We start from the raw sequence: 24041 nt of genomic DNA, 5'->3' as shown, positions 1-24041 counted from the left end.
CAACAAGACCCGTCTGAGCTGCCTGAGCCTGTTCTGGCACTTCCTGGACGTGGTGTGGATCTGCGTATTCACCGTTGTTTACCTGATGGGGACCCTGTAATGGCTAACGCACACTCCCATGACAGCCACGACGACAGCCACGGCAGCGTCAAGTCCTACGCAATCGGCTTTATCCTGTCGGTGATCCTGACGGCGATTCCGTTTGCGCTGGTGATGTACCCGTCGCTGCCGAAGTCGATCACGCTGATGATCGTTCTGGCTTTCGCCGTGATTCAAGTGGTTGTCCACCTCGTGTACTTCCTGCACCTGGATCGTTCGGCTGCGCAACGTAACAACGTGATTGCCTTCGTGTTCGCCGCGATCGTGATCGTGCTGCTGGTTGGCCTGTCGCTGTGGATCATGTTCAGCATCCACACCTACATGATGGCGAAGTGAGGTAAGACCCGATGTCGCTCAAGCACTTTATCCAAATCACCAAACCGGGGATCATTTTCGGTAACGTGCTTTCTGTGGCAGGCGGGTTCTTCCTGGCCTCGAAAGGGCATGTAGATCTGGCGGTGTTTCTGGCCGCCATGATCGGCACTTCCCTGGTTGTCGCCTCCGGTTGCGTGTTCAACAACTGCATCGACCGCGACATCGACCTGAAGATGGAACGCACCAAGAACCGGGTGCTGGTCCAGGGCTTGATCTCCCTGAAACTGGCCCTTGTCTACGCGACTATCCTGGGTGTTCTCGGCGTTGCATTGTTGTACAAGGTGGCCAACCCGTTGGCCGCTTTGTTCGCGGTCATCGGCTTCGTGATCTACGTCGGCTTCTACAGCCTGTACCTCAAGCGCAAGTCGGTTCACGGCACGCTGGTGGGCAGTCTGTCGGGCGCGATGCCGCCGGTGATTGGCTATGTTGCTGTGACCAACAGCTTCGACATGGCCGCACTGACGCTGCTGGTGATGTTCAGCCTGTGGCAGATGCCGCATTCCTACGCCATCGCGATCTTCCGCTTCAACGATTACCTGGCCGCATCGATTCCGGTGTTGCCGGTCAAGCGCGGAATTCAAGTGGCCAAGAAGCACATCCTGCTCTACATCCTGGCGTTCCTCGTGGCGACCTTGATGCTGACCTTCAGCGGCTATGCCGGCATGAGCTACCTCGCCGTTGCCGCGGCCATGGGCATGTACTGGTTGTACATGGCCTGGACCGGCTACAAAGCGGTGGATGACACGGTCTGGGCACGCAAGCTGTTTGTGTTCTCGATCTTCACCATCACCGCGTTGAGCGTCATGATGTCCCTGGACTTCAAGGTGCCGAGCGAGCTGTTGCTGACGTACGCGCCGTAAGGTTTACAGGTTGTACAAGAAACCCCGCCATCGAGAGATGTGCGGGGTTTTTTGTTGCTCGTCGTAAGGTCCCCTCACCCCAACCCATTACTTCCGGGAGAGAGTGAGGGTTGCGACTGGAGTCCAAAACCCCTAGATTTGGATCCAACCATGACAGTGATAGCGCCAGGCCATTGCGCAGGTCTTCGACTGTTATTCACGCATCAATCAAAAGGCTGGGCGAAATGACCGAGAGGATGACCTGCGACGAACGCTTCATTGGCCTGGCACAAGCGCTCAACTACGACATCTACGGCGAGAACACTGCCGGCGGTAATTACGCGCCGCTGATCCGTCATCATGATGAGCTGTACATCAGCGGCATGGTGCCGCGTACTAACGGCAAGATTCAGTACCCCGGTCGGGTTGGCCTGGAGTTGACGCTTGAGGATGCACAAGCCGCCGCGAGCATCAGTGCGATGCGTTGCCTGGCGCTGATCGTCGATGCGGTAGGGTCGCTGGACAAGATCAAGGCGTTGTTGCGGGTCACGGTGTACGTGAAGTCCACGGCGGACTTTGTTGACCTGAGCGAAGTGGCCAACGGTGCATCCGATGTGTTCAGTCACGTGCTCGGTGATGCCGGCCGGCATACACGCACCACGGTCGGTGTCTATCAGTTGCCCAAGAACGCGGCGATTGAGGTCGACATGATTGCCGCGTTGCACTCGGACGCATAACCTGCGCGCCGGACAACAAAAAGCCCCGCCTGAATCTCAGTGCGGGGCTTTTTCGCAAGCGTTGCCGTATTACTGCGCGGCGATGCTGTAGCCATCGAACGCGGTCTGCTGTTGCAGAGCGGTGATGATGTTCTTGCGGTTGACGGCGTGTTCGGTGCCGGCGTTGTCGACGAAGGTTTCGCCATCGAGTTCGGCTTCTTCACCTTCACCGACGAAGGTGAAACCCAGGAACTCCAGCGCTTCACGGTCAACGTTCAGGCGCGAGCGTGGTGTGCGCAGCGGCAGGGTCACACTGATGCCGTCCTTGCTGATGGTGAAAATTTCGACTTCTTTCCTGGCGCGCGCGGCTTTGCTCTTGCCGCCACTCGGGTTGCTGATGGCCTGATGCGTCTGGTTCAGCACTTTGAGGGCGAGGCCGTAGACGATTTCCTGAAACGCCGGATCGTCCTTGAAGCTGGACAGGATGCGGCTGATCGAAAACTGGCTGCTCAGGTCTTCGAGGGCGGCGATGTCGGCGGCCTCGGCGTCCTTCAGGCGCTTGAGTTCGCCCATCAGCTCGTAGGCCTTGTCGTCATCGAAGCTGTCGTGAGCCTGACGGATCGCGGTGCGCAGCTCGCGGATCTGGTCGCTCTCGCGGCTCGACTGAAACGCGTCCAGCACCATCTCGCTGATGATTTTGGCTTGTGGAAGGTGTTGTGAAAGATTGATGGAGTTTTCGTATTCCGCTTTGGACGATTCGGTGACTACGGATTCAGCGGTGTTGAAATCGGACATTGAAATTTCACTACTTTTTAACTTGAGTTGAGATGAGAAAGCGCGAGGTCTTTTTCAGGCCGCCTAATTTAGGGGAGCAGGGCGGCGTTGTCACGGAGCAACGGGCCGATGGTCTCAACTATTTGTCCGCGTGGTTACGATTCATCGACTGCGCCAGCCATTGCTCGGCGGTTTGCTGATCGACCGGCAAGGAAAAGTGGAACGTCGCACCGCGTCCGGTGACGTCCACCAACTGAATCTGGCGGCCATGCAGTTGCAGGATGCGGTGCACGATGCGCAGTCCCAAGCCACCGTCGCGTCGTGAGCCGCCGATATTGAACGGGCGCAGGAACAAACCTTCGCGCAGTTCGGGCGCGATGCCGGGGCCGGTGTCGCTCACGGTCACGTCGACGCCTGAGCCCTGGAACTTCAGGTCGAGTTCGATCTCGCCACCCTGAGGGGTATGGCGCAAAGCGTTGTCCACCAGATTGGTCAGCACCCGTTCGATCAGTCCCAGGTCAGCCCAGACGGTGGGCAGGTTCGGTACGAAACCGGCCTTGAGTTCGACCTGCCGCGCTTCGGCGCTGAGTTCGAATTTCTGGAAGATGTCCTGCACCAGATCGATCAGGGAAAAGCGCTCCAGCACCGGCTGCACAAAACCGTGTTCCAGGCGCACCAGTTCCAGCAGCGATTGCGCCAGCCCGCCGACCTTGCGGCTTTGATCGAGGGCGATGCCCAGGTAACGCCGCCGATCTTCGGGGGACAGCGTGGCGTCCTTGAGCGACAGGGTTTCCAGATAGCCATGCAGCGAGGCCAATGGTGTGCGCAGGTCGTGGGAAATATTGGCCACCAGTTCGCGGCGCTCCTGATCCTGACGAGTCAATGAACGCCACTGCTCACCGAGACGGTTTTGCATGTGCCGGAAGGTGGCATCGAGTATGGCGATCTCATCCGCATCAGTGCTTTTGTCCACCGGTGTCGACGTGGCGGGCAAGGGGGGCGGCGCACCGTCGATGTCGAAGCGGCTGACGGTATCGGTCAACCGTCGCAGTGGCCGGGTGATCAGGTTGAACGCTGTGAGACCGGCAATCAGGCACAGCAACGCGACCACGGCGATAGACAGCAACGCCGTGTTCAGCGCGGCGCTGGTGGCGCCGCGTTCGGCGAAACGGTCGTGTTCTTCGCTGAGCAACACCACGTACAGATAGCCGGCGGCTTTGCCATTGACCTGCAATGGCGCGGCGCTGAAGACCTTGCGCCCATCGACGCTGCGCGGGTCATCGCCGAGGATTGGCAGTGGCTGGCCGTTGAGCAGTTGGCGGATCGGCGCGAGGTCGACGTTGTCTCGCCGCATCCGGCCCTCGGGCGCCGCGTTACCGACAATGCGTCCCTGGGTATCGAGCAGATACACCTCGACACTCGGGTTGACCAGCATCAGTTGGCTGAACAGTTCCCGCACGGCGCCAGGCATCAAACCGTTGCTGTCCATCAGTACCGTGTCATGGGCGATGTGGCGCGCCAGATCCCGCGACAGCCCTTGCACCACCTCCAGCTCATGCATCTGGCTGGAACGCACTTGCAGCCATGCCGATGTACCACCGCACACCAGCAACAACACGGCGAATACCAGCGAGAGGCGCTGCGTCAGGGTCAGTTTCATGGCTGCTCGATACCGAACTTATAACCGCGGCCCCACACGGTGAGGATGCGCGAGGGTTGCGCCGGGTCTTTTTCGATCTTCGCCCGCAGGCGATTGATGTGGGTGTTGACGGTGTGTTCGTAACCTTCGTGGCTGTAACCCCACACGGCGTTGAGCAGGTCCATGCGCGAAAACACTTTGCCCGGTTGCCGGGCGAAGAAATACAGCAAATCGAACTCCCGTGGCGTGAGGTCCAGTCGCTGAGCATCGAGGGTGACTTCGCGGGTGATCGGGTCGATGCTCAGGCCGTCGAGGCTCAGGCTACCGGCATCCATTTTCAGGTTGCGCGCCATGGCATCGACCCGGCGCAGCAGGGCTTTGACCCGCGCGACCAGCTCCAGCATCGAGAACGGTTTGGCGAGGTAGTCGTCGGCGCCCAGTTCCAGGCCAAGAATGCGGTGCAATTCGCTGGAGCGGGCGCTGGTGATGATGATCGGTGTGTAGCGCGCCATGGCCCGGGCGCGGCGGCAGATTTCCAGACCGTCGACGCCCGGCAGCATCAGGTCGAGGACCAGCGCATCCCAGTGCCCTCGCTCCAGCAGGCGCATGCCCTCATCGCCGTCGGCGCTGTGTACAACGTCGTATTGCTCATCGCGCAGATGCAGGCAGATCAGGTCGGCGATGTGTTGGTCATCCTCGACCACCAGGATGCGTTTGGTTTGTTCCATGGAGCTCAATCCTTCGGCGCAATGAGCGCATTGTGCGGGTTTTCCTCAAGGCGAGTTATCACGAATTCGTTAACTTCCCGTGAGGATTTGGCGATCAACCCAAGCCTAGGCTGTGTTCCAAGACAGGTACCTGAAATTTTGGAGACGGCCATGTTTTCACGGCGGCAGATTCTCGTAGCGGGCGGCGGGCTGGGGCTTGCAGCCCTGGTAATCGGTGTATTGCCAAAATTGTCGACTGACGTACCGCTGATCAGCGAGGCACAGGCTGATGAAGCCTTTGAAGTGACTCACAGCGACAGCGAATGGCACTCGATCCTGACTGACGAGCAGTACCGGATCCTGCGTGAAGAAGGCACCGAACGCGCCTACACCAGCCCTCTGAACAATGAACATCGCGCGGGCACCTTTGCCTGTGCCGGGTGCGATCTGGCGCTGTTTTCATCCGCGACCAAGTTCGACAGCCACACCGGTTGGCCCAGTTTCTGGGCACCGCTTGAACAGGCCGTGGCCACGCGCCAGGACCGCTCCTTCGGGATGGCTCGCGAAGAGGTTCACTGTCGACGCTGTGGCGGTCATTTGGGACATGTTTTCGATGACGGGCCGCAACCCACCGGGCTGCGTTACTGCATGAATGGCCTGGCGATGACCTTCAACGCTGTGGCGGCCTGAGCCATGGCACGTTTGCGCTCTTCACTTCAAACAGGACGACACTATGTGGCTCTTGGTTCTCGCTTATCTCGGTGGTGTGCTGACGATCGTCAGCCCTTGCATCCTGCCGGTTCTGCCTTTTGTCTTCGCTCGCACCGGGCAGCCGTTTATCAAGAGTGGCTTGCCGCTGCTGGCGGGGATGGCGGTCACCTTTGCGCTCGTCGCCTCGTTGGCGGCGGTGGGCGGCGGTTGGGTGGTGCAAGTCAATCAGTACGGTCGCTGGCTCGCGTTGCTGTTCGTTGCACTGTTCGGACTGACGTTGCTGCTGCCGCGAGTGGCCGAACGTCTGACCCGTCCGCTGGTTTCGGCCGGCAGTCGTCTGTCAGAGGCTGCCGGCCAGGACAATCGCCCGCGTCCCGGCGCTTCGTTTCTGATCGGCGTTGCCACGGGGCTGCTCTGGGCACCCTGCGCAGGCCCCATTCTGGGGCTGATTCTGACCGGCGCCGCGCTGCAAGGGGCAAGCATCGCCACCACGCTGTTGTTGCTCGCCTACGCGGCGGGGGCCGCCACCTCGCTGGCGGCCGCTCTCCTGCTGGGCGCTAAGGTGTTTGCGCTGATGAAGCGCTCGATCGGCACCGGTGAGTGGATCCGTCGAGGCCTGGGCGCGCTGATGCTGGCCGGCGTGGCGGCGATTGCGCTGGGGCTGGATACCGGAATTCTCGCGCGGCTTTCAACGGCATCCACTGGCGGATTGGAACAGGCTTTGGTCGGCAAACTGTCGGGCAAACCTGCAAGCCCGAACGGCACGATGATGGCGCAGATTCCGGCGCAAGATGACGCGGCCAACGGCAGCATGATGGCCACCGGTGGCGCGATGAAAATGGCCGCAAAGGCCCCGGCAACCTTACCGGTCGAAGGCCGGTTGCCGCCGCTCGATGGCGCAGTGCAATGGCTCAACTCGCCGCCCTTGGACGCTCAGGCATTGAAGGGCAAAGTGGTGCTGGTGGATTTCTGGACCTACTCCTGCATCAACTGCCTGCGCACGCTGCCCTACGTCAAAGCCTGGGCTGAAAAGTATCGCGATCAAGGCTTGGTGGTCATCGGCGTACACGCGCCGGAATTCGCCTTCGAGCGCGATGTCGGCAATGTCACCAAAGCCATGAAGGAGCTGGGCATCAACTACCCGGTGGCCATCGATAACGACTACAAGATCTGGCGCGCCTTCAACAACGAATACTGGCCCGCACATTACTTTGCTGACGCTCAGGGACGGATTCGTTACCACCACTTTGGCGAAGGGGCTTACGCCGAGTCGGAACGCGTCATTCAGCAACTGTTGCGTGAAGCCGGTTCGAAAACCGTCGCCGATGGTTTGATCAATGCCGACGCCAAAGGCGTGCAACAGGCGCCGGACATGAACGAAGTGCAATCGCCGGAAACGTATATCGGTTACCAGCGTGCAGAACATTTCGTGCCGCAACTCAGCGTTGTTCCAGACAAAGTTTCGGCCTACACCCCACCGCCCCATCTGGCCCTGAATGACTGGAGTCTCGGCGGCCAATGGAACGTCGGTGCCGAACGCGCCACTGCCGGTGCAACGGCCAGCCGCATCGTTTACCGCTTCCATGCCCGCGACCTGCATCTGGTGCTCGGGCCGGGTGCGGATGGCAAACCGGTGCGTTTCAAAGTGTCGATTGATGGTCAGGCACCGGGTCAAGCGCACGGCGTCGATGTCTCCCCGGATGGCTCTGGCCAGGTCACTGAACAGCGCTTGTATCAGTTGGTGCGCCAGTCCGGCGGCGTGAAGGATCGAACTTTCAGCATCGAATTTCTCGACCCCGGCGTGTCGGCCTACGCCTTTACCTTCGGTTGATCAGGAGTCACGGACATGAAAAATCAAATGAGCTGGCGTCGAGTGTTGTTGGGTGTCGCGGTGGCCGGGGTGATCGGCCAATGTTCAGCCTTCTCCTTTGGCGGCGAAGACGCGGTGGTCATTCCACCGCCCACCCTCGACGAAGTCACACAGGCTCACAGTGAAACCGCTGTATTCGCGGGCGGTTGTTTCTGGGGCGTTCAGGGTGTTTTTCAGCATGTAAAAGGCGTGCAGAAAGCGGTTTCGGGATACGCCGGTGGCGCGGCCAATACCGCTGAATACGAGCGAGTCAGCGGCGGCGATACCGGCCACGCAGAATCGGTGCAAGTCACCTTCGATCCGACGCAGGTCAGCTATGGCAGCCTGTTGCAGATCTACTTCTCGGTGGCGCACAACCCGACCGAACTCAACCGCCAAGGCCCGGACAGCGGCACCCAATACCGTTCGGCATTGTTCCCGATCAACGCGGATCAGCAAAAAGTCGCGCAGGCCTACATCACTCAACTCGACGCGACCCATGCCTTCAGCAAACCCATCGTCACCAAGCTGGAAAGCTACAACGGCTTCTACCCGGCGGAGGACTATCACCAGGACTTCCTGACCGAGCACCCGAGCTACCCGTACATCGTGATCAACGACATGCCGAAAGTGGCGCAGTTGAAGCAGTTGTTCGGGGAGCGTTATCAGGAGAAACCGGTGTTGGTAAAGAGCGGTTCCTGAATCATTGAGCGCCCAAAGACGGGCGTTGTGCCTGAAGCGTTCGCAGCAGCCAATAGAACTTCAGCGAGCGGGTGCTGATCAGTCCGCAGACAAAACCGGACGCTGCGGCCTTGAGCAACAACATGTCCGCAGCCGTGCTGTGTTCCGGGTGCACGTCATCCTGATAGCCGAAGTAGTAGTTCACCGCAAAAAACAGCAGCAACAACATCAGCGCTTTCCAGGTGCCCGGCACGACCAATCCGGTTTCCGGGTCGTCGAGCTTCACGCCCTCGCGGGGAAAAATCAGCCATGCCGACAGGGCGCCGAGGGTCAAAGCGATAAACCAGCCGCCCAGCGTAAAACCGGGATCAACCGACAGGTTCAGCGAAAACAGCGACCAGACCAGCAGCGCCAGTGGCGTCGACAGTAGCGAAAACCGGCTTTCGTACTGAGGCCTGCGCGCCTTCAGGCCGTAATACATCAGGATCAGGAAAACCACATAAACCCACAGCGGGGTGTTTTGCAAAATGGCGAGCATCGCGCAGCATCCGTGCTGGAAAAAGGAGAATCATAGCCGTTGTCATCGTGCTTGACGGTTATTTCAATCGCGGGCGCTCCATGGCAATCAGCGAGGCCTCAAACCCAAGGCTGGCAAAAAAAGCCTCTGCGCTTTCCCGACCGGCCCGCAGCATCCAGGTGATGTCGGGATTGTCGCCCATCACGTGTTCGACCAGTGCCCGGCCAACACCTTTGCGTCGGTGCTGGTCGTCAACCACGACCATCGACAGGTAACCGTTCGACAAACCGTCGGTAATGCCTCGCGCGAAGCCGATGATTTGCCCGTCGTGCAGTGCGACAGCGGTGCGTTGGGAGTTTTCGATCAACTGGGCAAAGTGCTCGCTGGAACCCGTTCGATGGCCCCAGCCATGCTGTCCGAGGAACAGCCTTGTTGCCTCCACTTCGGCGGGCATCAGATCGCGTACGGTCAGGTTGTTGTTCATCGGGTTGTTCGACTCCTTGTCGGGGTGATTTGAACGTTGGTTGATGGTGCCAGGAATCAGGGTCTGCCCCATGCCTGCATCGCGAATTCGACGAAGCGCCGCAGCTTGGGCAGGCGATAGCGATCCGGGGCATACAGCAGATGCAATGGGCGGCTGGGCGGTTGGTACTCGGGCATCACCGTCACCAGTCTGCCATCGCGCAGATCCTGCTCCACCAAAGCATCGGGCAGCATCACGATGCCCATGCCGGTGCGGGCCGCCTGATGCAGGCCGGCGGAGCTGTTGATCAGCATCGGCCCGCTGACGTCGACCATGATTTCGCCGTCCGGGCCGCTGAGGCGCCAACGTTTTTCCACCGATTGCCAGTCATCGCCGGCGGGGTAGGCGAACGACAGGCAGTCGTGTTGCTGCAAATCTTCAGGGGTTTTCGGCATGCCGCGTCGGGCAACATAGTCCGCTGAAGCGCACACGGTCAGGGTGTAATCGATCAAGGGGCGGGCGATCAGGTTCGATTGCTCGAAATGGCCCAGACGAAGGGCCACATCGAGGCCACTCTCCAGTAGATCCGGACGGCTGTTGGTCAGCACCACGTCCATTTTGACCTGCGGGTATTGCAGGGAAAACTCGCTGAGCGCAGGCGCCAGTCGTTCGACGCCGAACGTCAACGGTGCAGTGATGCGCAGCAAGCCTCGGGGTTCATCAAGGGCTTGTTCGGCGAGACGCTCGGAGTCCGCCACCAGCCCCAACACATCCAGGCAACGCTGGTAGTAAACGCTGCCGAACTCGGTCAGTCGCTGGCGCCGGGTGGTGCGTTGCAGCAGTTGTACGCCGAGCCGTTGCTCCAGTGCTCGCAGATGATTGCCGACCATCGTCGTCGACATGTCGCACTGCAACGCGGCAGCCGTCATGCTCCCCGCTTCGACGACTTTGACGTAGACGCTCATCGACTGGAACAGATCCATTATCAAGCTCTGCTTTTAAATGATTTAAGTTTTACCGAGTTTATCCAGTTCTGGTGGCTAACCATACTGCAAACACACCGACCTTCACTGGAGTTTGAAGTCATGACCGCCGCCCTGATGAACACCTACCAACCACTGGCCCTGAGTTTCACTAAAGGACTGGGCACCCGACTGTGGGATCAGGCCGGCCGCGAGTATCTGGATGCGGTCGCTGGTGTGGCGGTGACCAATGTCGGCCACTCGCATCCACGGATCGTTTCGGCGATCAGCGAGCAGGCCGGTCTGCTGCTGCACACCTCCAACCTGTACAGCATCGACTGGCAGCAACAGCTTGCAAAACGGCTGACGGAGCTGTCGGGAATGGAGCGGGCGTTCTTCAATAACTCTGGCGCCGAGGCCAACGAGACGGCGTTGAAACTCGCGCGGTTGTATGGCTGGCGCAAAGGTATCGAGCAGCCGCTGGTGGTGGTGATGGCCAACGCTTTCCATGGCCGCACTCTCGGCACGTTGTCCGCCAGCGATGGCCCGGCAGTGCGCCTGGGCTTCAATGAATTGCCGGGGGATTTCGTCAAAGTGCCGTTCGGTGATCTGGCGGCACTGGAGCACATTCAGCGCAAGCACGGCGAGCGGATCGTGGCGATTCTGGTCGAGCCGATTCAAGGCGAGAGTGGCGTACAACTCGCGCCACCCGGTTACCTCAAGGCCCTGCGCGAAATCTGTAATAACCACGCCTGGCTGCTGATGCTCGATGAGATTCAGACAGGCATCGGCCGCACCGGCCAGTGGTTTGCTTTTCAGCATGAGGGCATCGTTCCGGACGTCATGACGCTGGCAAAAGGCTTGGGCAATGGCGTGCCGATTGGCGCTTGCCTGGCCCGGGGCCGGGCGGCAGATCTATTCACCCCGGGCAGCCATGGCAGCACGTTTGGCGGTAATCCGTTGGCTTGCCGTGTTGCTTGCACGGTGCTGGATATCATCGAAGAACAGGGGTTACTGGAGAACGCCCGTATTCAGGGCGAGCGGCTGCTGACTCGGTTACGCGCAGAGCTGGCGGACAACCCCAATGTGCTGGCCATTCGAGGGCAGGGCTTGATGATCGGTATCGAACTGAAACAGCCGATTCGCGATCTGACATTGATCGCTGCGCGCGATCACGGGCTGCTGATCAACGTCACGCGCGGCAAGACCATACGGCTGCTGCCGCCGCTGACGATTGATGAGCGGGAGGTGGATATGATTGTCAGAGGTGTGGGGCAGGCGGTGGGGCTTGATTCTTAGTAGTGATATCTGCACATGACGATACAAATTTGGCCTTCCGCGATTGTATACCGTTCTCGGTCAACGGCTTGTTTTCAGACACTGCATTTCCTTCAGAACTGAGCTGCTTGCGCCAGTTGGACAAAGACATTTCGCTGACCCCTTCGCGCCGGGAAACCTCGGCCATCGACAGGTTCAGCGGGGGAAGCAGCATCTTAAGTAATGCGGCTCTGCGTTCAGGTGAATAGTACGGCACGACCAGTCTCTTTCCGCCCCCGATATGCTTTTTTTGGAAAAACCGGAGAGGCGAAAACTATCCTGACACCGGGGGAGAGTGGTCCCTTGCGGCTGCGGGGTATGGCTGATGTCATGCCTTATCCTTGGCTTTCAAATAGCTGGATTTCTTGCTTTCGGGTCATGCGGATTGTGGTTTGTTCTCCAGTTCCTCCTCACGCTTGGCGATAGCTGCTGCCAACTCAGGAGAGCGTTTGGCCCACTGCTCAGCCGGCAGTGGTTTCGACCATTCTTTTATAGCCGGGGCGTTCAAGTCAGGTGGCGGAACCAGCTTGCGTTCTTGCAAATAAAACCCCAAAGGAGCACCTAAAAAGACAGTGAAGAAAACATCTTTAATTGCAGATTTAAAGTCTCCCTTGGCTGCGGATTTCAATGCGTCGAACAAAATACTAATGGTCCAGCCGATCAAGCCTTTTTGGCTGTTCTCACCCTCAAAATTGCACTTCGGAACGGCTTCCGGCCCAACCTCCATGTAGCTGCGCATGCACTCCCACAGACACATGGCCGTTTCGCCGCCACCGCAACTGAATCCCAAGCTGAAGTCTCGTTCTTTTTCGGGTGCATCGGGATCGGGATTGCGAAAGCCCACCACCAATAGACCTTGAGTTGTTTTGCCGTGTTGGCCGACAGAGTCCATTGCTATTGCTTGGGCGGTGACCTGTTCCCAGGGGACGATCCAGTAACGGCCGTCATCGAATGGCACGCAGACCTCTCGGCGCTGGCGGTTGAAGCGAACAGGGAGAGGGACCGGGCGGCTCAACATGTAGATGAAAAAAAAATTGGCATCCCACAGAAACACATGAACCCATACCAGTAAGCAGCATTCAATCCGTCAAAACCCACTGCCTGGGTCAACCATATAAAAATAAGCAGTACGGGCCAAAGCACCATGACGAAAGAGCCAATGCTGTAGGAGCCAATGTCAAGAAATACCTCGTTCTTGCGCCAGATCGTGTTGAGGACATCCTTGGGCGTTTGTCCTGTCGGAACGGCCAGTGGTGCCAGGTAATCCTCTCGTGAGAGCGGTCCGTTGCGGCTACCGAGTTTGGCTGAGTTCATGCCTTATCCTTGGGGTTCAAATAACGCGAATTTTGTTGTGGCCCTAGTCGGTGGATGCTGGCCCGGTCAAGCTCAGGGGTTGGCTCTCCTGGACGTAAAATAATGATTTCACCATCTGGGCTCAATAACCCGCCATTAGGCGATAGGGTATAGGCTTGGCCCTTTGAGCCGCCGATGGTAGCACCTACACCGGCAAGTAGTGCCACCGGGCTGAGATAGCACAGTCGCAAGGACAAACGGGTGAGGGGCTGTGGGAAACTCCCGCTCAGGCGCAAACCCTGGCCTGCGTCCACTGGTATCCAACTACACCGGCTGGCGTTCAGCCAAGTGGCACCTAGATCTGTGGGAGTACCTCGCGTACCAGTCCCGAATCCGGCCGAGACAGGGGTCAAATTGCCACTCATGGATAGATCGATTTGTGCAGCTCCCGGAGCGGCTCCTGGCAGATCAATGGTCAGTTGGCTAATACCGTCTTGGGTGATGGTATCGCCCAGAGAACCGCTGATGCGTACTTCCCTGGTTTCCATTGCCAGCCGAGGCTGGTACAGCATCACCATCAGTTCGTTGATTTCGTCCAGTTGCGCCTGGGGCGCAATAGTTTTGTTGGCACTTGCCCGGCGGTGCGACCAGCAGCAATTCGCAAGGTAGCTTTGTAAAGGACTGGCTTGGCGGAGCCAAGCGAAAAGATACAGACTTCCTAACGCGAGCAGCAGCAAGTTGACTGGGCCCATTCCCAAGCGGAAGCGGCGAATTGCGACTGGAGTACTTATTACGTTAGCTAATCGCATGTCGGTAAGGCTTAAACCGAGCAATCCTTGAGCCCCATAAACTGCGATTTGCCCAGTAACGGCCAAATTTTTCACTTTTAGCCAAGGATCAACGTTGCTCTGAGACGCTTCTATTTGAGTTTGCAGTGATCTGTATTCACTGAGAGCGGCTCCGAATGATAGTGCTCCCACGATTCCCCCGAATAAAGTCAGAGTTGGCGCAGTGAAAGAGAGCTGGCCTTTAGCTAAGCTAACCTCATTCATCCCCTTCCCCAAAATCACCCAATTCTGAATCACCGCCCCCAACGCTGCCCCTGCGTACAAATACGCTGACATGCTATCCGCCTGCCGTTGCGCATCGCTGCCTTCCAGCGCCGCTGCCTGTCCTGCATAGGTGCCGGCGTTGAGAATGTTGACCACCAGCGCCGCCAGCGGCAGTAGGCCACCCGAGGCTTTGATCGAGGGTGCGTTGACGATGCCGTTGACGCGACCGAGGCTGATGGCCTGGGCGGTGCTTCGGGTCCATTGGCTGAGGGCTTCAGCGTTCTGGCCGACCAAGCGCCAGACCTTGATACCGTTCTCTACGCTCTGCACAAGACGGGTGTTATCGCCGAGGCGGATGACCAGGAATAATCCCATTGCCATCGCCGTGCCTTTGCTTGCATGAATCAAAGAGGCGCCGAGGCGGGTCATGGTCGCCGTCCAGGCACCTTCCAGATTGCTCGCTAACCGCTCGATATTGCGCAGGGTGTCCGCGTCCAGAATCTTGAGTGCGGCTGCGCGGGAGTCGGCAAGGTTTTCCAGACTGAGCGCCGTGACCAGTTCGTTGAGGCGTGAAGTGTTGTTCACCGCCGCTTCCAGGCTCGGACTCCACGCCTGGAACACCAGACGCAGCAAGCCGGGGTCATCGCTGCTCACGTAATCGGCAAACTGTTTGGCGCCTTCGCTACGGCTGCACTGCGCACTGAGGCAGGCGACCGTCAAACTTTCAAGCCAAGTGAGGTGTTCTTCGCTGCTCTGGTCGACAAACCAAGTACCACTGTCGTTGCGTGGCAGGTAGGTTTTGCGATCGGCGTACAGCAACTGATGGCGTTTTTCGACCTGTTTGAAGTGCTGCGGCGCTTCCTGATCCAGCCAATGGTCCATGCTCGCCAAGTCGATGTATTCACCAACCTTGGTTCCGCCGCCACCTTCCAGATTGCTGACTTTTTCCTGGCGATAATCCCGCACGACCTGTTGCGCTTCCTGATGCAATTCGCTTGGGATGAAGCTGCGCACCTTGTTCAGTACGGCTTCTTCACGGGATCGAACCTGAGCCAACAGGCCATCTGCTTGGGCATGCCCATACTGTCGGCCGCGTTGTTGGTTGATGCGTGTTTCTTCCAGCATCAAGGTGTTCAGCTGCTTCTGACTGTCGATCAGGGTGTCGCCCTGTTCCGGTGTCAGTTGCAGGTTATGTTCGCGATACCGGTAGTTGAGCAGGTTGGCAACTTCGCCACCGTCTTCGGTGACCATGCTGCGGATAAAGCTGCCGATGGTCTGGCGCAAGCTATTGTCGGCTACCCACTCTTCGTGTTCTGCCTCGACCTTGTTCTGTTCGTGGTCGATATCCCGCAACACTCCCAGATCATCATCCAGCGCAGCAAACACCGCATATAGCGGAGCCGACTCGCTCTTGGCTTTGTCCAGCCAGGCTTGCGTAGGTGCCAGTTCCCAAGGGCTAGCGCTCCAAGTCCCGGGCTCGACCACGGGCTCGCCCGGTGGTTGCGTGCCGGCCGCCTGTTCGCGTTCGCGCAGAGATTCCGAGCTGGCGGAGTAGGCTTTGATATTGTCTTGAGTAGGCGAGGCTTGCGCCGTTTTGCGTTGTTCTTTCACGCCTTCGCGGTCAGTTGCGCCGTTCTTCTGATGTTCATGCGCAAGGGTTTTTTCGCGTACTTTCGGCATGAGTTCGGCCACCAGTGTCGGGGCTTTTTCGAGCGGTGGGCAGTGTTTGGCCGATAGGCGTTTGGCTATGTCGGTAAGGGCGATCTGACGCATGCGCTTGCGTCGTTCACCGTTCTTTTTCAGGCGCTCGCAGGCGTCTTTGCCCAATGGCACTTCGCTGTAGAGCATCCACGCGTCGGTGCTTTTGTTCAACGCGATTCCGGCGTTTTCACCGGTCTTCAGAGCAGAGTGGGGTTGCGTCAGCGGTTGTTCAACCAGCAAACCATCAGATGCCTTTTGTATCGTTCCCTTTAGTGTCCTTTAGTAACTATTCTGGGGGGCGTAAACAATGAAAAGTGACGCGGGTAGATTTTTTCTGAGAGAAGGTTGTTCAGTTCATTATGTTCTAATTTAAGATATCGACTTTCTCTGTTGTACAAGTGGTGTCGGTTAGTAAATTGGATTTAATGATATCAATTGCTTCTTCTCTTTGTGAGTCAAAAAAAACATAGAGGCTTCCTAATGCTAGGTGCTTGGAATTTTTTTGTGGTACGCCATACTCAAGTTCCACCATGTTTCTGTTCGTTGATATTATTAATTTTTTTAATTCTTTCCATTGTAAAAAATGGTGGTGATACTCGGTGTGCAAGTTTTGATGGCTTTTAGAATTTGCCATCGCTAGATACATCAATCCCATGCCTCCAGGGCCTATCATCGCTCCGATCAAAAAAACTGGATCAATCGTCGCCAAAAAGATGAAAATAATCGCAGTTGCACCGGCGAACCACTTAACGAAAATCAATGTCCATTTGGCGGGGGATTTCCACTCGCAATACTCAATTCCGGACTTGGTAAAACGATAAGCAAAACTCACCCGTTGGTGAGTCATGCACGAAATTGTAAATAATATGAAAAAGAAGAAAAATACACAGGATAAGGTTCGCAATGGCTGGCTCATTCCTTCATAGACCGAATACATAATGAAAGAACCGCCAAGCGTGAACGCAGCCATAAATGCAAACATGCAATTAGCCACGAATGTATTGTAGTTTCTTGCACGAATGGTCCACGTTAATATTTCTGGTTCGTCGATATGGCGCCATCGGAGTTGCGATGGTAGATTTAGAGACTTGCTGGAATTTACTGTCATTGATGATTTGATAATTTACATTGATGTTAAAATTGATAAAAATTGGTAGGTTTGTCAGTCAGTGCTCAATGGAACGTTGACCTTGGTTTTTATAAAAGGAGTTTTAGAGGGTAGGTGTGGTTTGATGAAATTAGCTACGTTTTCTTTCTGGTGTTTTTTGCAGAAAATATTAAGGCTCCATTTTACAGTTCGCCCAAGTCGCTCATCAAATTTTACGAATTTTAGATCCACTACTTCTCGATTGGTTGCAATCGCCAGTTGAGTAAAGTCTTTCCATTCAAACTCCAAATGGTGATACTGAGTATGGATGGCCTGATATTTCTTTGAGTTGGCAAGTAAGATATATGTTAGCGCCATGCCACCCGGTCCAATCAGCGCTCCTATCAAAAATCCAGGGTCAGTCATTGATAAAGCTATAACGATGATGGCCGTGATTCCGGTTAACCATTTCAAAATTGTCAGTGGCCATTTCGAAGGGTTTTTCCACTCGCAGTACTCTACACCGGAATCTGTGAAGCGATAGGCGAAATTCATTTTTTGATGAGTCATGCAGGAAATCGTGAATAAAATAAATGCGAAAAAAAACATGCAGGATAAAGTGCGCCAAGGTTGTTCCATTCCTTCATAGACTGAATACATAAAGAAGGTGGCGGCGAGTATCATTGCAGCCATAAATGCGAACATGCAATTTGCAATAACTATGTTGTAGTTTCGTGCTCTAATTGCCCAGCTTAATAGCTCTGGCTCGTTTGAATGCTTCCACTGAAGTTGCGGTGGAAGAGTGGGTTGTCTTTTAAGTTTTAGCATTGTTCGGCTCTTTAAGTGTGTAGTTTGGAATCGAAAGTTTTAAAGGCTCGCCGCTTTTTGAGCTTGAAGCCTTGTTATCCTTTTCCTTTAACTCTCCACTGAACTTTCCATTGATTCGGTTTGCTTCACTCGTGGCCCACTCCAGCGCTATCCTGAATAGATAAGCGCTTCCACTTTTATGCTGGAATGTTCCCGGAGGATACTTGACTCCCATTTCCAGCACAGGATTGGCCTTGGGCGTATCAATCCACACTTGCCACAAGCAATGCTGTTCGTCTTTCGTATAAATGAAGTCTGACGGGCGGTTTTTTAACCCAGCTCCGCTTGGTAGCTTTCCGAATGATTTTGGATCTATCCAGTTTCCACTGAGGAATTGTTCGTAGAAATTATTGCTTGTGATTTGTATCTCGTCGCTCGATAAGTAATTTTTTTCGATCATTACTGGTTGTAGCATCACCTCTTTTCCCGCGAGTGCTTTAGGAAACAGGATTTGTACCCAGAAACCCAAGCATTTCTTAGGTGTACTACCACCGCCAAAGTACAAAGCCCTTCCTCCTAGGCTTGGTCGTTGTAGCGTTTCCAGTAGGTCTTGCATTTGCTTTGAGTGACCGTCATCGCCGAGCCACTCAGGAGTGGCTCCACGACCCCAGTTACAACGGTATAGCCAAAGCCGCAAACCTTCGCGCTTGTAGCGATTGGCCGCCATTGTGATCATCAAATAGGCGATTCCGAGAATAGCTAGAATGATGGTAACCGGATTGGACATTACCCACGCAAATCCAAACCAATAGCCAAGGCTAGCTCCCACCAATTGACCAGATGCGACGAGAGACATCCCCAAAACTACGCCGAATTTCGACCACAACAGCAACTTTTCTTCTTGGCTGCTGGCACCGCCGACATCTTCTGAAATCTGGAATGCCTCAATCCCAGTCGCAACTGCTCCAAAAAAAGCCCATGTGACGGTTCGAAAAATCAGACCTTTAGAAAGTGTTGCCATCTCACTAGCAGTTGCTACTTTCGCGCTACCACTTCCGGTTTCTTCGATTACCGCCTTAGCGTTGCCTACCCACTGAGAGTAACTCGCTTGAGCCAGTTTGAAGGTATTACGACCTATCTCACCAGACATTGTTCCCGCCCGGCTCCAAGCCGGACCAACCCACAATGCAGCAATTACATTGGCCGCGTACGCAGCGGCGGAGCCAAAATTGCGCCATTCAGCTTTCGTAAAATCGCCGTCGTTTTGTGCCTGTTTGGCGATGGTGTAGACGTTCCACACGTTCAATCCGACGAGCAAGGCCGGTAAGGCATTGCCTAAGTTCTGGCCCATCCAGTTTTTCGTACTTGTCACATATTCCATGGTCCCTGCAGTTCTGAGTTGTGAAGCCAACTCTGAACGCCCAAGGTCGGCTAGCCAATTGTTGATTTTCGGCACGCCTGCGCTCAGGCGAGTGCTACCCGATGCTTTTGCGACGAGTTGATTGGGGCGCGCCAAAAACAAGTTTTTAAGTTCTTCTTCAAAAGCTTGCATGGAAATTCGCGCCGAGCGCTGATCGTGAGCTGCACCGGGTCGGGACAATACGCCTTTGGCGCCCGACATTTTGTTGTTCAAGGTTATCAGCTTCATCTGCCAGGCTTGGTATTCGCGCTGGTAAGTCGGATTGAAGGCAAGTTGTGTCGCACTGGAAATTTCTGTGGAAATCAGTACCTGCGGTATGGCGAGTGTCAGCGCGATTTCTTTTTTCATCGCTGGTAATAGCAGGATGCTAAGGCCGTGCCATGCATCCTTGGCTTTATTGTTGGCGACCTTGATTAACGTAGTCATGGATTGTTTGGCAGCATCGCTCATAGCCTTGTAGAGCTTGCTGTTTTTGACAACTTCAAGGTCCAAGACGGCTTTGATTTCAGCGATCCGGGTGGCGATGTTCGTGGCGTCGCTGGCTGAGGTCGGCGTCAATGTCGCGGCGCTGCCATCACTTTCGCGGCCTTGGTCATCCAGGTTACCGGTAGTGCTGAAGTTATGTGTCACCTGTTTGATCAGGTTGGCGACTTCCGGATTGAAGTTGAACAACGCCATACCGAACAGGGTTTTCGGTCGTTCGGCCTGTTTACATAACCATTCCTGGCCTTTTTCTCCATTGGCCAGCACGGTGTAGAGCGCATGAGCGGTTTCAAGAAGTAGGCAGGCTTGCTCTTCATCGGCGGTATCATGGAAGACCTCTTCGGCGCTGGGGCCTAGTTGGTCTAGCCATTTGACCAAGTCATGCTCGCTACGCTTGCAATGGTCTTGAAGCCGTTGTGCTTCGGTGGTGGTCTTGCTCAGGTATTTCTGTACCTCGTCAAAGCGCACATCTTCGCGCCAGTAACGCTTGGCATTCCATTCCTCAAGCGCGGCTTGCCATTTTTTCTGATCGGGCAAGTTCCCCCATTTGGCTTTGAATTTAGCCTGGGCAGCAGTCGTCGCAGATGCCGAGCCGATTTCCACCATCGCAGCTTGATCACCACTCACAAGATCCTTGCCGCGCTCCATTTCATCATTGGTGCCCAGAAGCCCATAGAGATCATCAGCGTATTCTTGGCGCTTGATCGGATCCTTGATTGAGTCCGGCGTAAATGCATTGGTATCGAAACCGCATAGTCTTTGTACGGCGATCGCACTTTCCAGTTTTTGTTGATGCAGACTCTCAAACTGCCCCTGTTCCATGAGCCTGCCAGCAAGGTTCATGGTCAAGTCATCAACCATTCCCAGCGGGTCATCCAGTGCAATAAACAGGGCAGTGTCCTGTTCAGGCACCTTGCCGCGTACCAATGCCTCTTCGAATGCGGGCTTGAATTCGCCACCTTTCTCAGGCGCTTGAGTGGGCAGCAGGGTGCTTAAGAAAGTGGGGGCGCTCTCGCCCGCGGCGAGGATGTCCGCGACACTTTTACCCAGTTCGGTGATCGGGCCGCCATGGCCTGCTTTGCCACTGCTGCAAAAGCCATCCAGATTGACTTTACGCATCCATTGGGTCTGTTGAGTCGCACTGCTGCGCATCAGTTCGCACATACGCCAGGTCCACTGGACGGGCGAGTAAGCGATACGCAACTGATTGCGACGGGGATAGAGCAGGTATGTGTGCGTTTCACCGGGGTTGTTGCGCACATCCTTATTCAGTTGACCATCAGCCCATTTGTGGCGCGTGAACTGGTGACCTTTGACTTCGTATTCATGGAAAGTCTTGGCGACGCTGTCCCACACATATAGCCAGCCATCGCGCAGTTGGCGAAGGGTGTAACTGCGGGTTTTCAGTTCAGTCGGCTTGCCTGTCCAGTCTTTGGGAAGAGGGTTAGGACCCTGATTTGTGCCTTTTTTCGGTGATTCGTCCACCGCATAACGCACAGGAAATATGGCGACTTCACCGGCCATCAATGAGCACTGCCCCGAGCCCATTTGTGCATTGGTAAATGCCTGGTTTCGGTTGGCCTGTTTCAGTTGAGCTTCGGTCGCGGGCTGAGTCATCACACTTCCTTGTTTATTTCGATGTCCAGGCAATCGTTATCCATCTGCTGGATACGTATTTCCGGTGCGAGTCTGGGGGCGTCGGGGGTACGGGCCAACCAATCCTGATAAGGCCCTTTAGGGCTTTCGCTGAATCCTGCGCCCCACCGCAGGCTGTATTCGACCCAGATAGCGAGACTACGTTCGCTCGATAGTCCCCAGGCTTGAGCTTCGTCCAACCGTCGAGAAAACCACGCGGTACGAATGCTTTTGTCCAGAGTTGATAGAGGTCGAGGATGGTACTGCTCAAAATTATCGTGCAGTCGCTCGATGAATTGCCAGCGTGCGGCCTGAGCGAGGGCGTCCAATTGTGGCTGACCCAATAGGACGTACTTATCCTTCCACGATGTCGGAGATTTACGCTGAAAGCTTACCCATTGAGCGGAGGTGGTTGCCTCCCAGGAATGCAGCTCTTCGGGCATTGACCACGACTCAATCGGGCCGAGTATCGCATCAAGGTGTTCGCCCTGATAACTGCCGAGCCAATGCCGTGTGACCAGCGGGTCTGCGAAGCGCAGCATGCCGTTGCCCCCCAGTACATCGGATGGAGCGATGAACTGTCTCAAATGATCAGCGACGATACTAATGGGCGCGCGGCTGAAGAGCAGACTGGCGTCTATCTGCTGGTCAGTATTTTGGTATGTCCGGGTCAGTAGGCTTGTTGAACCCGAGGGCTTGACCAGTATCGGCCCCAGATCCTTCAATTCCGCCCACCGCGTTCCCAGGTACAACGGCTCGATCTCCAGCGGTTCGCCGAGCTGGTACAGACTTGGGATCGCATCGGGACGGAGAACTCCGTCGATCAGCAAAAAGTTGGCGTTCGACGGGTAACTCATTTGGCGGCGTCCTTCGCGGCTTGCGCGGCAGCTTTCTCGCAAATTTCACAGCGCGGTGTACGACGCATCAACGCCTGGCGCTGCGCCGGCACCAACAACTGCCCGGCCTTATCCGCATCCGCCTGCTTCAACGGCCCCGGCAACAACGGCGCAGCGCCCGTGCCGCTACCCGGACCACCGCCTGAGTTCATGTTGATTACCGGCCCGCTCATGGTCACGCCGCCGGCATCGATTTTGATGAAGCTGCCGCCACCGACCAGGGTCAATTCGGCGCCGGCTTCCATCACCACTTTCATGCCGCTGCTTAGGTGGATTTCCTGGCCGGCATCGATGAACTGCCCAGTCCCAATCTTGATGTGCTGATTCACCCCAACCGTCAGGTGATCATTGGCCTGCGCCTCAACCTTGCGATCTTCATAAACGGTGTGATGTTCTTCGGCCTTGAATTCCGTGTAGCTGTTCTTCTCGACCGTGTCGTGGCGCTCGTTGCCGACGCGGATCTTCTGGTCGTGCTCAACGTTCTCGTCCCAATCCCGCTGGGCATGCAGGTAGATCTGTTCCTGGCCTTTTTTGTCTTCGATGCGCAGTTCGTTGTAGCCACCGCCGCCCATCGAGCTCAGGGTCTTGAAGGTGCTGCGGGTCTTGTTCGCCGGCAGGGCGTAGGGGACGGTGTTTTCCTTGTGGTACAGGCAGCCGCTGATCAGCGGTTGATCGGGGTCGCCTTCGAGGAAGGTCACCAGCACTTCCATACCGATGCGCGGGATGGCGATGCCGCCGTACTGGGCGCCGGCCCAGGCGGATGAGACGCGTAGCCAGCAGCTGGTTTTGTCGTCGGCCTGGCCTTCGCGGTCCCAGTGGAATTGCACTTTGACGCGGCCGTATTGGTCGCAGTGGATTTCTTCGCCTTTGGGGCCGGTGACCACGGCGCTCTGGCTGCCGAGGATGCGCGGTTTCGGGTGGCGCAGCGGTGGACGGTTCGGCACGTCCCACGGGGTCGCCTGGAAGCGGTTGCGATAGCCCTGATGGAAATCGTCTTTCAGCGCGGTGGTGTCGCTGGTCACCGATTCTTCGAGCACTTGCGGCTGTTTGCCTTCGTGCAGCACTTCGGTCAGCAGCCACAGGTCGTTCCACTTGGCTTTTGGGTGCTCGGTCAGCGCGAGGAAGTGGCCGCTGACCAGCAACGGCTGATCGCTTTTGCCTTCGGCGAGCTGGAAGTCGCTGCGGTGGCGTTCGAGGGCGCGTTTGGCCAGGTGTTTGCCGCGCTCGCGGTCGATGAAACGGCCCGGGTAATCGTAGTCTTCGAGGTCGGGCAGGGCATCGCCACGGTTTTCGCTTTCGAGGGTCAGGCGTGGTTTTTCGAAGTCGTAATCGCGGCGTGTGGTGCGGCTGGTGCGGGTTTCCAGGCGCAGGTCGAAGCGCTTGATCACCGGGTTGCTGGCGACCATGCCGGAGTCTTGCTGGTAGGCCACAGGCGCAAGTTTCGGGAACACCGTCTGGTCATCGCCGAAGACGAGTTTGTGTGCCGTGGCGCTGTGCTGGAAGTGGTAATGAATGCCTTCTTCTTCGCACAGGCGCTGGATGAAGTGCAGGTCTGACTCGTCGTATTGCACGCAGTAGAGGCGCTCGGGGTAGATCGAACCGGTCTGGAAATCGTAGGCGTTGCTCTGGATGCCGTGCTCTTCCAGCACTTGACCGATGATCTTCGGCACGCTGAGGTTCTGGAAGATGCGTTGGTTGACGCGGTGCGCCAGGTACGACAGTTGCGGGCGCAGGGTCACCGAATAACGGGTCAGGCGTTTGCCTGAGTCACCTTGCGCGGCGCGGTAGATCTGGCCGTGGATGCCGCTGCCGTCGGGCGACAGTTGCAGGAAGGCCGGTTTGTGCAGCAGGGTTTCGAGGTCCAGCGACGGTTGCTCACTGACCAGTTCCACCTCAAAGACAAAGGGCTGGCTGATGGCTTCTCGGCCGGTGAGGGTAAACACCTGAAAATCGGCGGAGAGCCCTTCGATGGTCAGGGCAAAGTGAGTTTCATTGGCCGGCGCGAACATCCCTTGTTC

19 protein-coding genes and 3 pseudogenes are annotated in these 24041 nt (G+C 56.5%); 8 read left to right on the top strand and 14 right to left on the bottom strand.

Annotated features, from left to right (window positions below):
• The 4 genes and pseudogenes from ACIOWA_RS23285 to ACIOWA_RS23270 all read left to right on the top strand — a co-directional run.
• Window positions 1–100 (top strand): annotated as a pseudogene (locus ACIOWA_RS23285) (cytochrome o ubiquinol oxidase subunit III); the annotation flags it as partial.
• A complete protein-coding gene (gene cyoD / locus ACIOWA_RS23280) occupies window positions 100–435 on the top strand; it encodes a cytochrome o ubiquinol oxidase subunit IV (protein ID WP_221731491.1) in 336 nt (111 codons plus the stop codon). The pseudogene ACIOWA_RS23285 and the gene cyoD, both read left to right, overlap by 1 nt.
• Window positions 436–446: 11 nt before the next feature.
• Window positions 447–1334: a heme o synthase gene (gene cyoE / locus ACIOWA_RS23275; RefSeq protein ID WP_332766113.1), complete on the top strand. Its 888-nt coding sequence runs from the start codon at window positions 447–449 to the stop codon at window positions 1332–1334.
• A gap of 224 nt (window positions 1335–1558) precedes the next feature.
• On the top strand, window positions 1559–2050 hold the full coding sequence (locus ACIOWA_RS23270) for a RidA family protein (RefSeq protein WP_339432139.1): 492 nt from the start codon (window positions 1559–1561) through the stop codon (window positions 2048–2050).
• Window positions 2051–2119: 69 nt separating this feature from the next.
• Here ACIOWA_RS23270 and ACIOWA_RS23265 read toward each other — a convergent pair whose 3' ends face one another.
• From ACIOWA_RS23265 to ACIOWA_RS23255, 3 genes are all read right to left on the bottom strand, one after another.
• Window positions 2120–2824 (bottom strand): hypothetical protein, encoded by a 705-nt coding sequence (locus ACIOWA_RS23265; RefSeq protein WP_339432138.1) that lies wholly within the window; start codon window positions 2822–2824, stop codon window positions 2120–2122.
• A gap of 118 nt (window positions 2825–2942) precedes the next feature.
• Window positions 2943–4463 (bottom strand): sensor histidine kinase, encoded by a 1521-nt coding sequence (locus tag ACIOWA_RS23260; protein WP_401162142.1) that lies wholly within the window; start codon window positions 4461–4463, stop codon window positions 2943–2945.
• The gene (locus ACIOWA_RS23255) at window positions 4460–5170 is read right to left on the bottom strand and encodes a response regulator transcription factor (RefSeq protein ID WP_339508592.1); all 711 of its coding nucleotides are present in this window, start codon (window positions 5168–5170) and stop codon (window positions 4460–4462) included. The genes ACIOWA_RS23260 and ACIOWA_RS23255 overlap by 4 nt, the downstream gene beginning before the upstream one ends.
• A gap of 150 nt (window positions 5171–5320) precedes the next feature.
• Between ACIOWA_RS23255 and msrB the strand changes: the two genes are divergently transcribed.
• Genes msrB through msrA form a run of 3 tightly spaced genes read left to right on the top strand, consistent with a single transcriptional unit; the run spans window position 5321 to window position 8411 of the window.
• Complete coding sequence (gene msrB, locus ACIOWA_RS23250; RefSeq protein ID WP_401162140.1) at window positions 5321–5839, top strand: peptide-methionine (R)-S-oxide reductase MsrB; 519 nt, start codon at window positions 5321–5323, stop codon at window positions 5837–5839.
• Window positions 5840–5882: 43 nt separating this feature from the next.
• Window positions 5883–7691, top strand: coding sequence for a cytochrome c biogenesis protein DipZ (locus ACIOWA_RS23245; protein WP_339432134.1), 1809 nt, complete (start codon window positions 5883–5885; stop codon window positions 7689–7691).
• A 15-nt stretch (window positions 7692–7706) separates the two neighbouring features.
• Complete coding sequence (gene msrA / locus ACIOWA_RS23240) at window positions 7707–8411, top strand: peptide-methionine (S)-S-oxide reductase MsrA (protein ID WP_401162137.1); 705 nt, start codon at window positions 7707–7709, stop codon at window positions 8409–8411.
• Window position 8412: 1 nt separating this feature from the next.
• Here msrA and ACIOWA_RS23235 read toward each other — a convergent pair whose 3' ends face one another.
• The 3 genes from ACIOWA_RS23235 to ACIOWA_RS23225 are packed head-to-tail and all read right to left on the bottom strand — an operon-like array spanning window position 8413 to window position 10353.
• Entirely contained in the window at window positions 8413–8928 is a 516-nt protein-coding gene (locus ACIOWA_RS23235) for a hypothetical protein (RefSeq protein WP_401162135.1), read from the bottom strand.
• A 58-nt stretch (window positions 8929–8986) separates the two neighbouring features.
• On the bottom strand, window positions 8987–9391 hold the full coding sequence (locus ACIOWA_RS23230; protein WP_401162151.1) for a GNAT family N-acetyltransferase: 405 nt from the start codon (window positions 9389–9391) through the stop codon (window positions 8987–8989).
• 56 nt (window positions 9392–9447) lie between these two features.
• Complete coding sequence (locus ACIOWA_RS23225) at window positions 9448–10353, bottom strand: LysR family transcriptional regulator (protein WP_401162133.1); 906 nt, start codon at window positions 10351–10353, stop codon at window positions 9448–9450.
• 102 nt (window positions 10354–10455) lie between these two features.
• Between ACIOWA_RS23225 and ACIOWA_RS23220 the strand changes: the two genes are divergently transcribed.
• Window positions 10456–11631 (top strand): aspartate aminotransferase family protein, encoded by a 1176-nt coding sequence (locus tag ACIOWA_RS23220; RefSeq protein WP_339432130.1) that lies wholly within the window; start codon window positions 10456–10458, stop codon window positions 11629–11631.
• Between the two features lie 25 nt (window positions 11632–11656).
• Here the strand turns inward: ACIOWA_RS23220 and ACIOWA_RS23215 are convergent.
• From ACIOWA_RS23215 to tssI, 8 genes and pseudogenes are all read right to left on the bottom strand, one after another.
• Window positions 11657–11866: pseudogene (locus ACIOWA_RS23215) on the bottom strand (transposase); the annotation flags it as partial.
• 159 nt (window positions 11867–12025) lie between these two features.
• Window positions 12026–12963, bottom strand: a pseudogene (locus ACIOWA_RS23210) (hypothetical protein).
• Window positions 12960–15866: a hypothetical protein gene (locus ACIOWA_RS23205; protein ID WP_401162131.1), complete on the bottom strand. Its 2907-nt coding sequence runs from the start codon at window positions 15864–15866 to the stop codon at window positions 12960–12962. Before ACIOWA_RS23205 ends, ACIOWA_RS23210 begins: the two are co-directional and overlap by 4 nt.
• A gap of 193 nt (window positions 15867–16059) precedes the next feature.
• On the bottom strand, window positions 16060–16677 hold the full coding sequence (locus ACIOWA_RS23200; protein ID WP_401162129.1) for a hypothetical protein: 618 nt from the start codon (window positions 16675–16677) through the stop codon (window positions 16060–16062).
• A gap of 180 nt (window positions 16678–16857) precedes the next feature.
• Window positions 16858–17610 carry a hypothetical protein gene (locus tag ACIOWA_RS23195; RefSeq protein ID WP_401162127.1) on the bottom strand — a complete coding sequence of 251 codons (753 nt, stop codon included), beginning with the start codon at window positions 17608–17610 and terminating at the stop codon, window positions 16858–16860.
• Entirely contained in the window at window positions 17597–21109 is a 3513-nt protein-coding gene (locus ACIOWA_RS23190) for a T6SS effector BTH_I2691 family protein (RefSeq protein ID WP_401162125.1), read from the bottom strand. The genes ACIOWA_RS23195 and ACIOWA_RS23190 overlap by 14 nt, the downstream gene beginning before the upstream one ends.
• Window positions 21109–21984: a DUF4123 domain-containing protein gene (locus tag ACIOWA_RS23185; RefSeq protein WP_401162123.1), complete on the bottom strand. Its 876-nt coding sequence runs from the start codon at window positions 21982–21984 to the stop codon at window positions 21109–21111. The genes ACIOWA_RS23190 and ACIOWA_RS23185 overlap by 1 nt, the downstream gene beginning before the upstream one ends.
• Window positions 21981–24032, bottom strand: a complete 2052-nt coding sequence (tssI, locus tag ACIOWA_RS23180) for a type VI secretion system tip protein TssI/VgrG (RefSeq protein ID WP_401162149.1) — start codon at window positions 24030–24032, stop codon at window positions 21981–21983. Before tssI ends, ACIOWA_RS23185 begins: the two co-directional genes overlap by 4 nt.
• Window positions 24033–24041: the final 9 nt, after the last annotated feature.

Source organism: Pseudomonas sp. NPDC087614 (assembly GCF_044743485.1).
GTDB lineage: Bacteria > Pseudomonadota > Gammaproteobacteria > Pseudomonadales > Pseudomonadaceae > Aquipseudomonas > Aquipseudomonas baetica_A.
The sequence above is the reverse complement of the archived record's forward strand: the minus strand, read 5'-3'. Positions and strand labels throughout refer to the sequence as shown.

Bases quoted from the DNA above. Each gene is read 5' to 3' on its own strand.
- ACIOWA_RS23195 (WP_401162127.1), bottom strand. From the start codon at position 17,610: ATGCTAAAACTTAAAAGACAACCCACTCTTCCACCGCAACTTCAGTGG.
- ACIOWA_RS23225 (WP_401162133.1), bottom strand. From the start codon at position 10,353: ATGGATCTGTTCCAGTCGATGAGCGTCTACGTCAAAGTCGTCGAAGCG.
- ACIOWA_RS23260 (WP_401162142.1), bottom strand. From the start codon at position 4,463: ATGAAACTGACCCTGACGCAGCGCCTCTCGCTGGTATTCGCCGTGTTG.
- ACIOWA_RS23230 (WP_401162151.1), bottom strand. From the start codon at position 9,391: ATGAACAACAACCTGACCGTACGCGATCTGATGCCCGCCGAAGTGGAG.
- cyoD (WP_221731491.1), top strand. From the start codon at position 100: ATGGCTAACGCACACTCCCATGACAGCCACGACGACAGCCACGGCAGC.
- ACIOWA_RS23265 (WP_339432138.1), bottom strand. From the start codon at position 2,824: ATGTCCGATTTCAACACCGCTGAATCCGTAGTCACCGAATCGTCCAAA.
- ACIOWA_RS23220 (WP_339432130.1), top strand. From the start codon at position 10,456: ATGACCGCCGCCCTGATGAACACCTACCAACCACTGGCCCTGAGTTTC.
- cyoE (WP_332766113.1), top strand. From the start codon at position 447: ATGTCGCTCAAGCACTTTATCCAAATCACCAAACCGGGGATCATTTTC.
- ACIOWA_RS23270 (WP_339432139.1), top strand. From the start codon at position 1,559: ATGACCGAGAGGATGACCTGCGACGAACGCTTCATTGGCCTGGCACAA.
- ACIOWA_RS23245 (WP_339432134.1), top strand. From the start codon at position 5,883: ATGTGGCTCTTGGTTCTCGCTTATCTCGGTGGTGTGCTGACGATCGTC.
- ACIOWA_RS23185 (WP_401162123.1), bottom strand. From the start codon at position 21,984: ATGAGTTACCCGTCGAACGCCAACTTTTTGCTGATCGACGGAGTTCTC.
- tssI (WP_401162149.1), bottom strand. From the start codon at position 24,032: ATGTTCGCGCCGGCCAATGAAACTCACTTTGCCCTGACCATCGAAGGG.
- ACIOWA_RS23200 (WP_401162129.1), bottom strand. From the start codon at position 16,677: ATGTTTGCATTTATGGCTGCGTTCACGCTTGGCGGTTCTTTCATTATG.
- ACIOWA_RS23255 (WP_339508592.1), bottom strand. From the start codon at position 5,170: ATGGAACAAACCAAACGCATCCTGGTGGTCGAGGATGACCAACACATC.
- ACIOWA_RS23235 (WP_401162135.1), bottom strand. From the start codon at position 8,928: ATGCTCGCCATTTTGCAAAACACCCCGCTGTGGGTTTATGTGGTTTTC.
- msrB (WP_401162140.1), top strand. From the start codon at position 5,321: ATGTTTTCACGGCGGCAGATTCTCGTAGCGGGCGGCGGGCTGGGGCTT.
- ACIOWA_RS23190 (WP_401162125.1), bottom strand. From the start codon at position 21,109: ATGACTCAGCCCGCGACCGAAGCTCAACTGAAACAGGCCAACCGAAAC.
- msrA (WP_401162137.1), top strand. From the start codon at position 7,707: ATGAAAAATCAAATGAGCTGGCGTCGAGTGTTGTTGGGTGTCGCGGTG.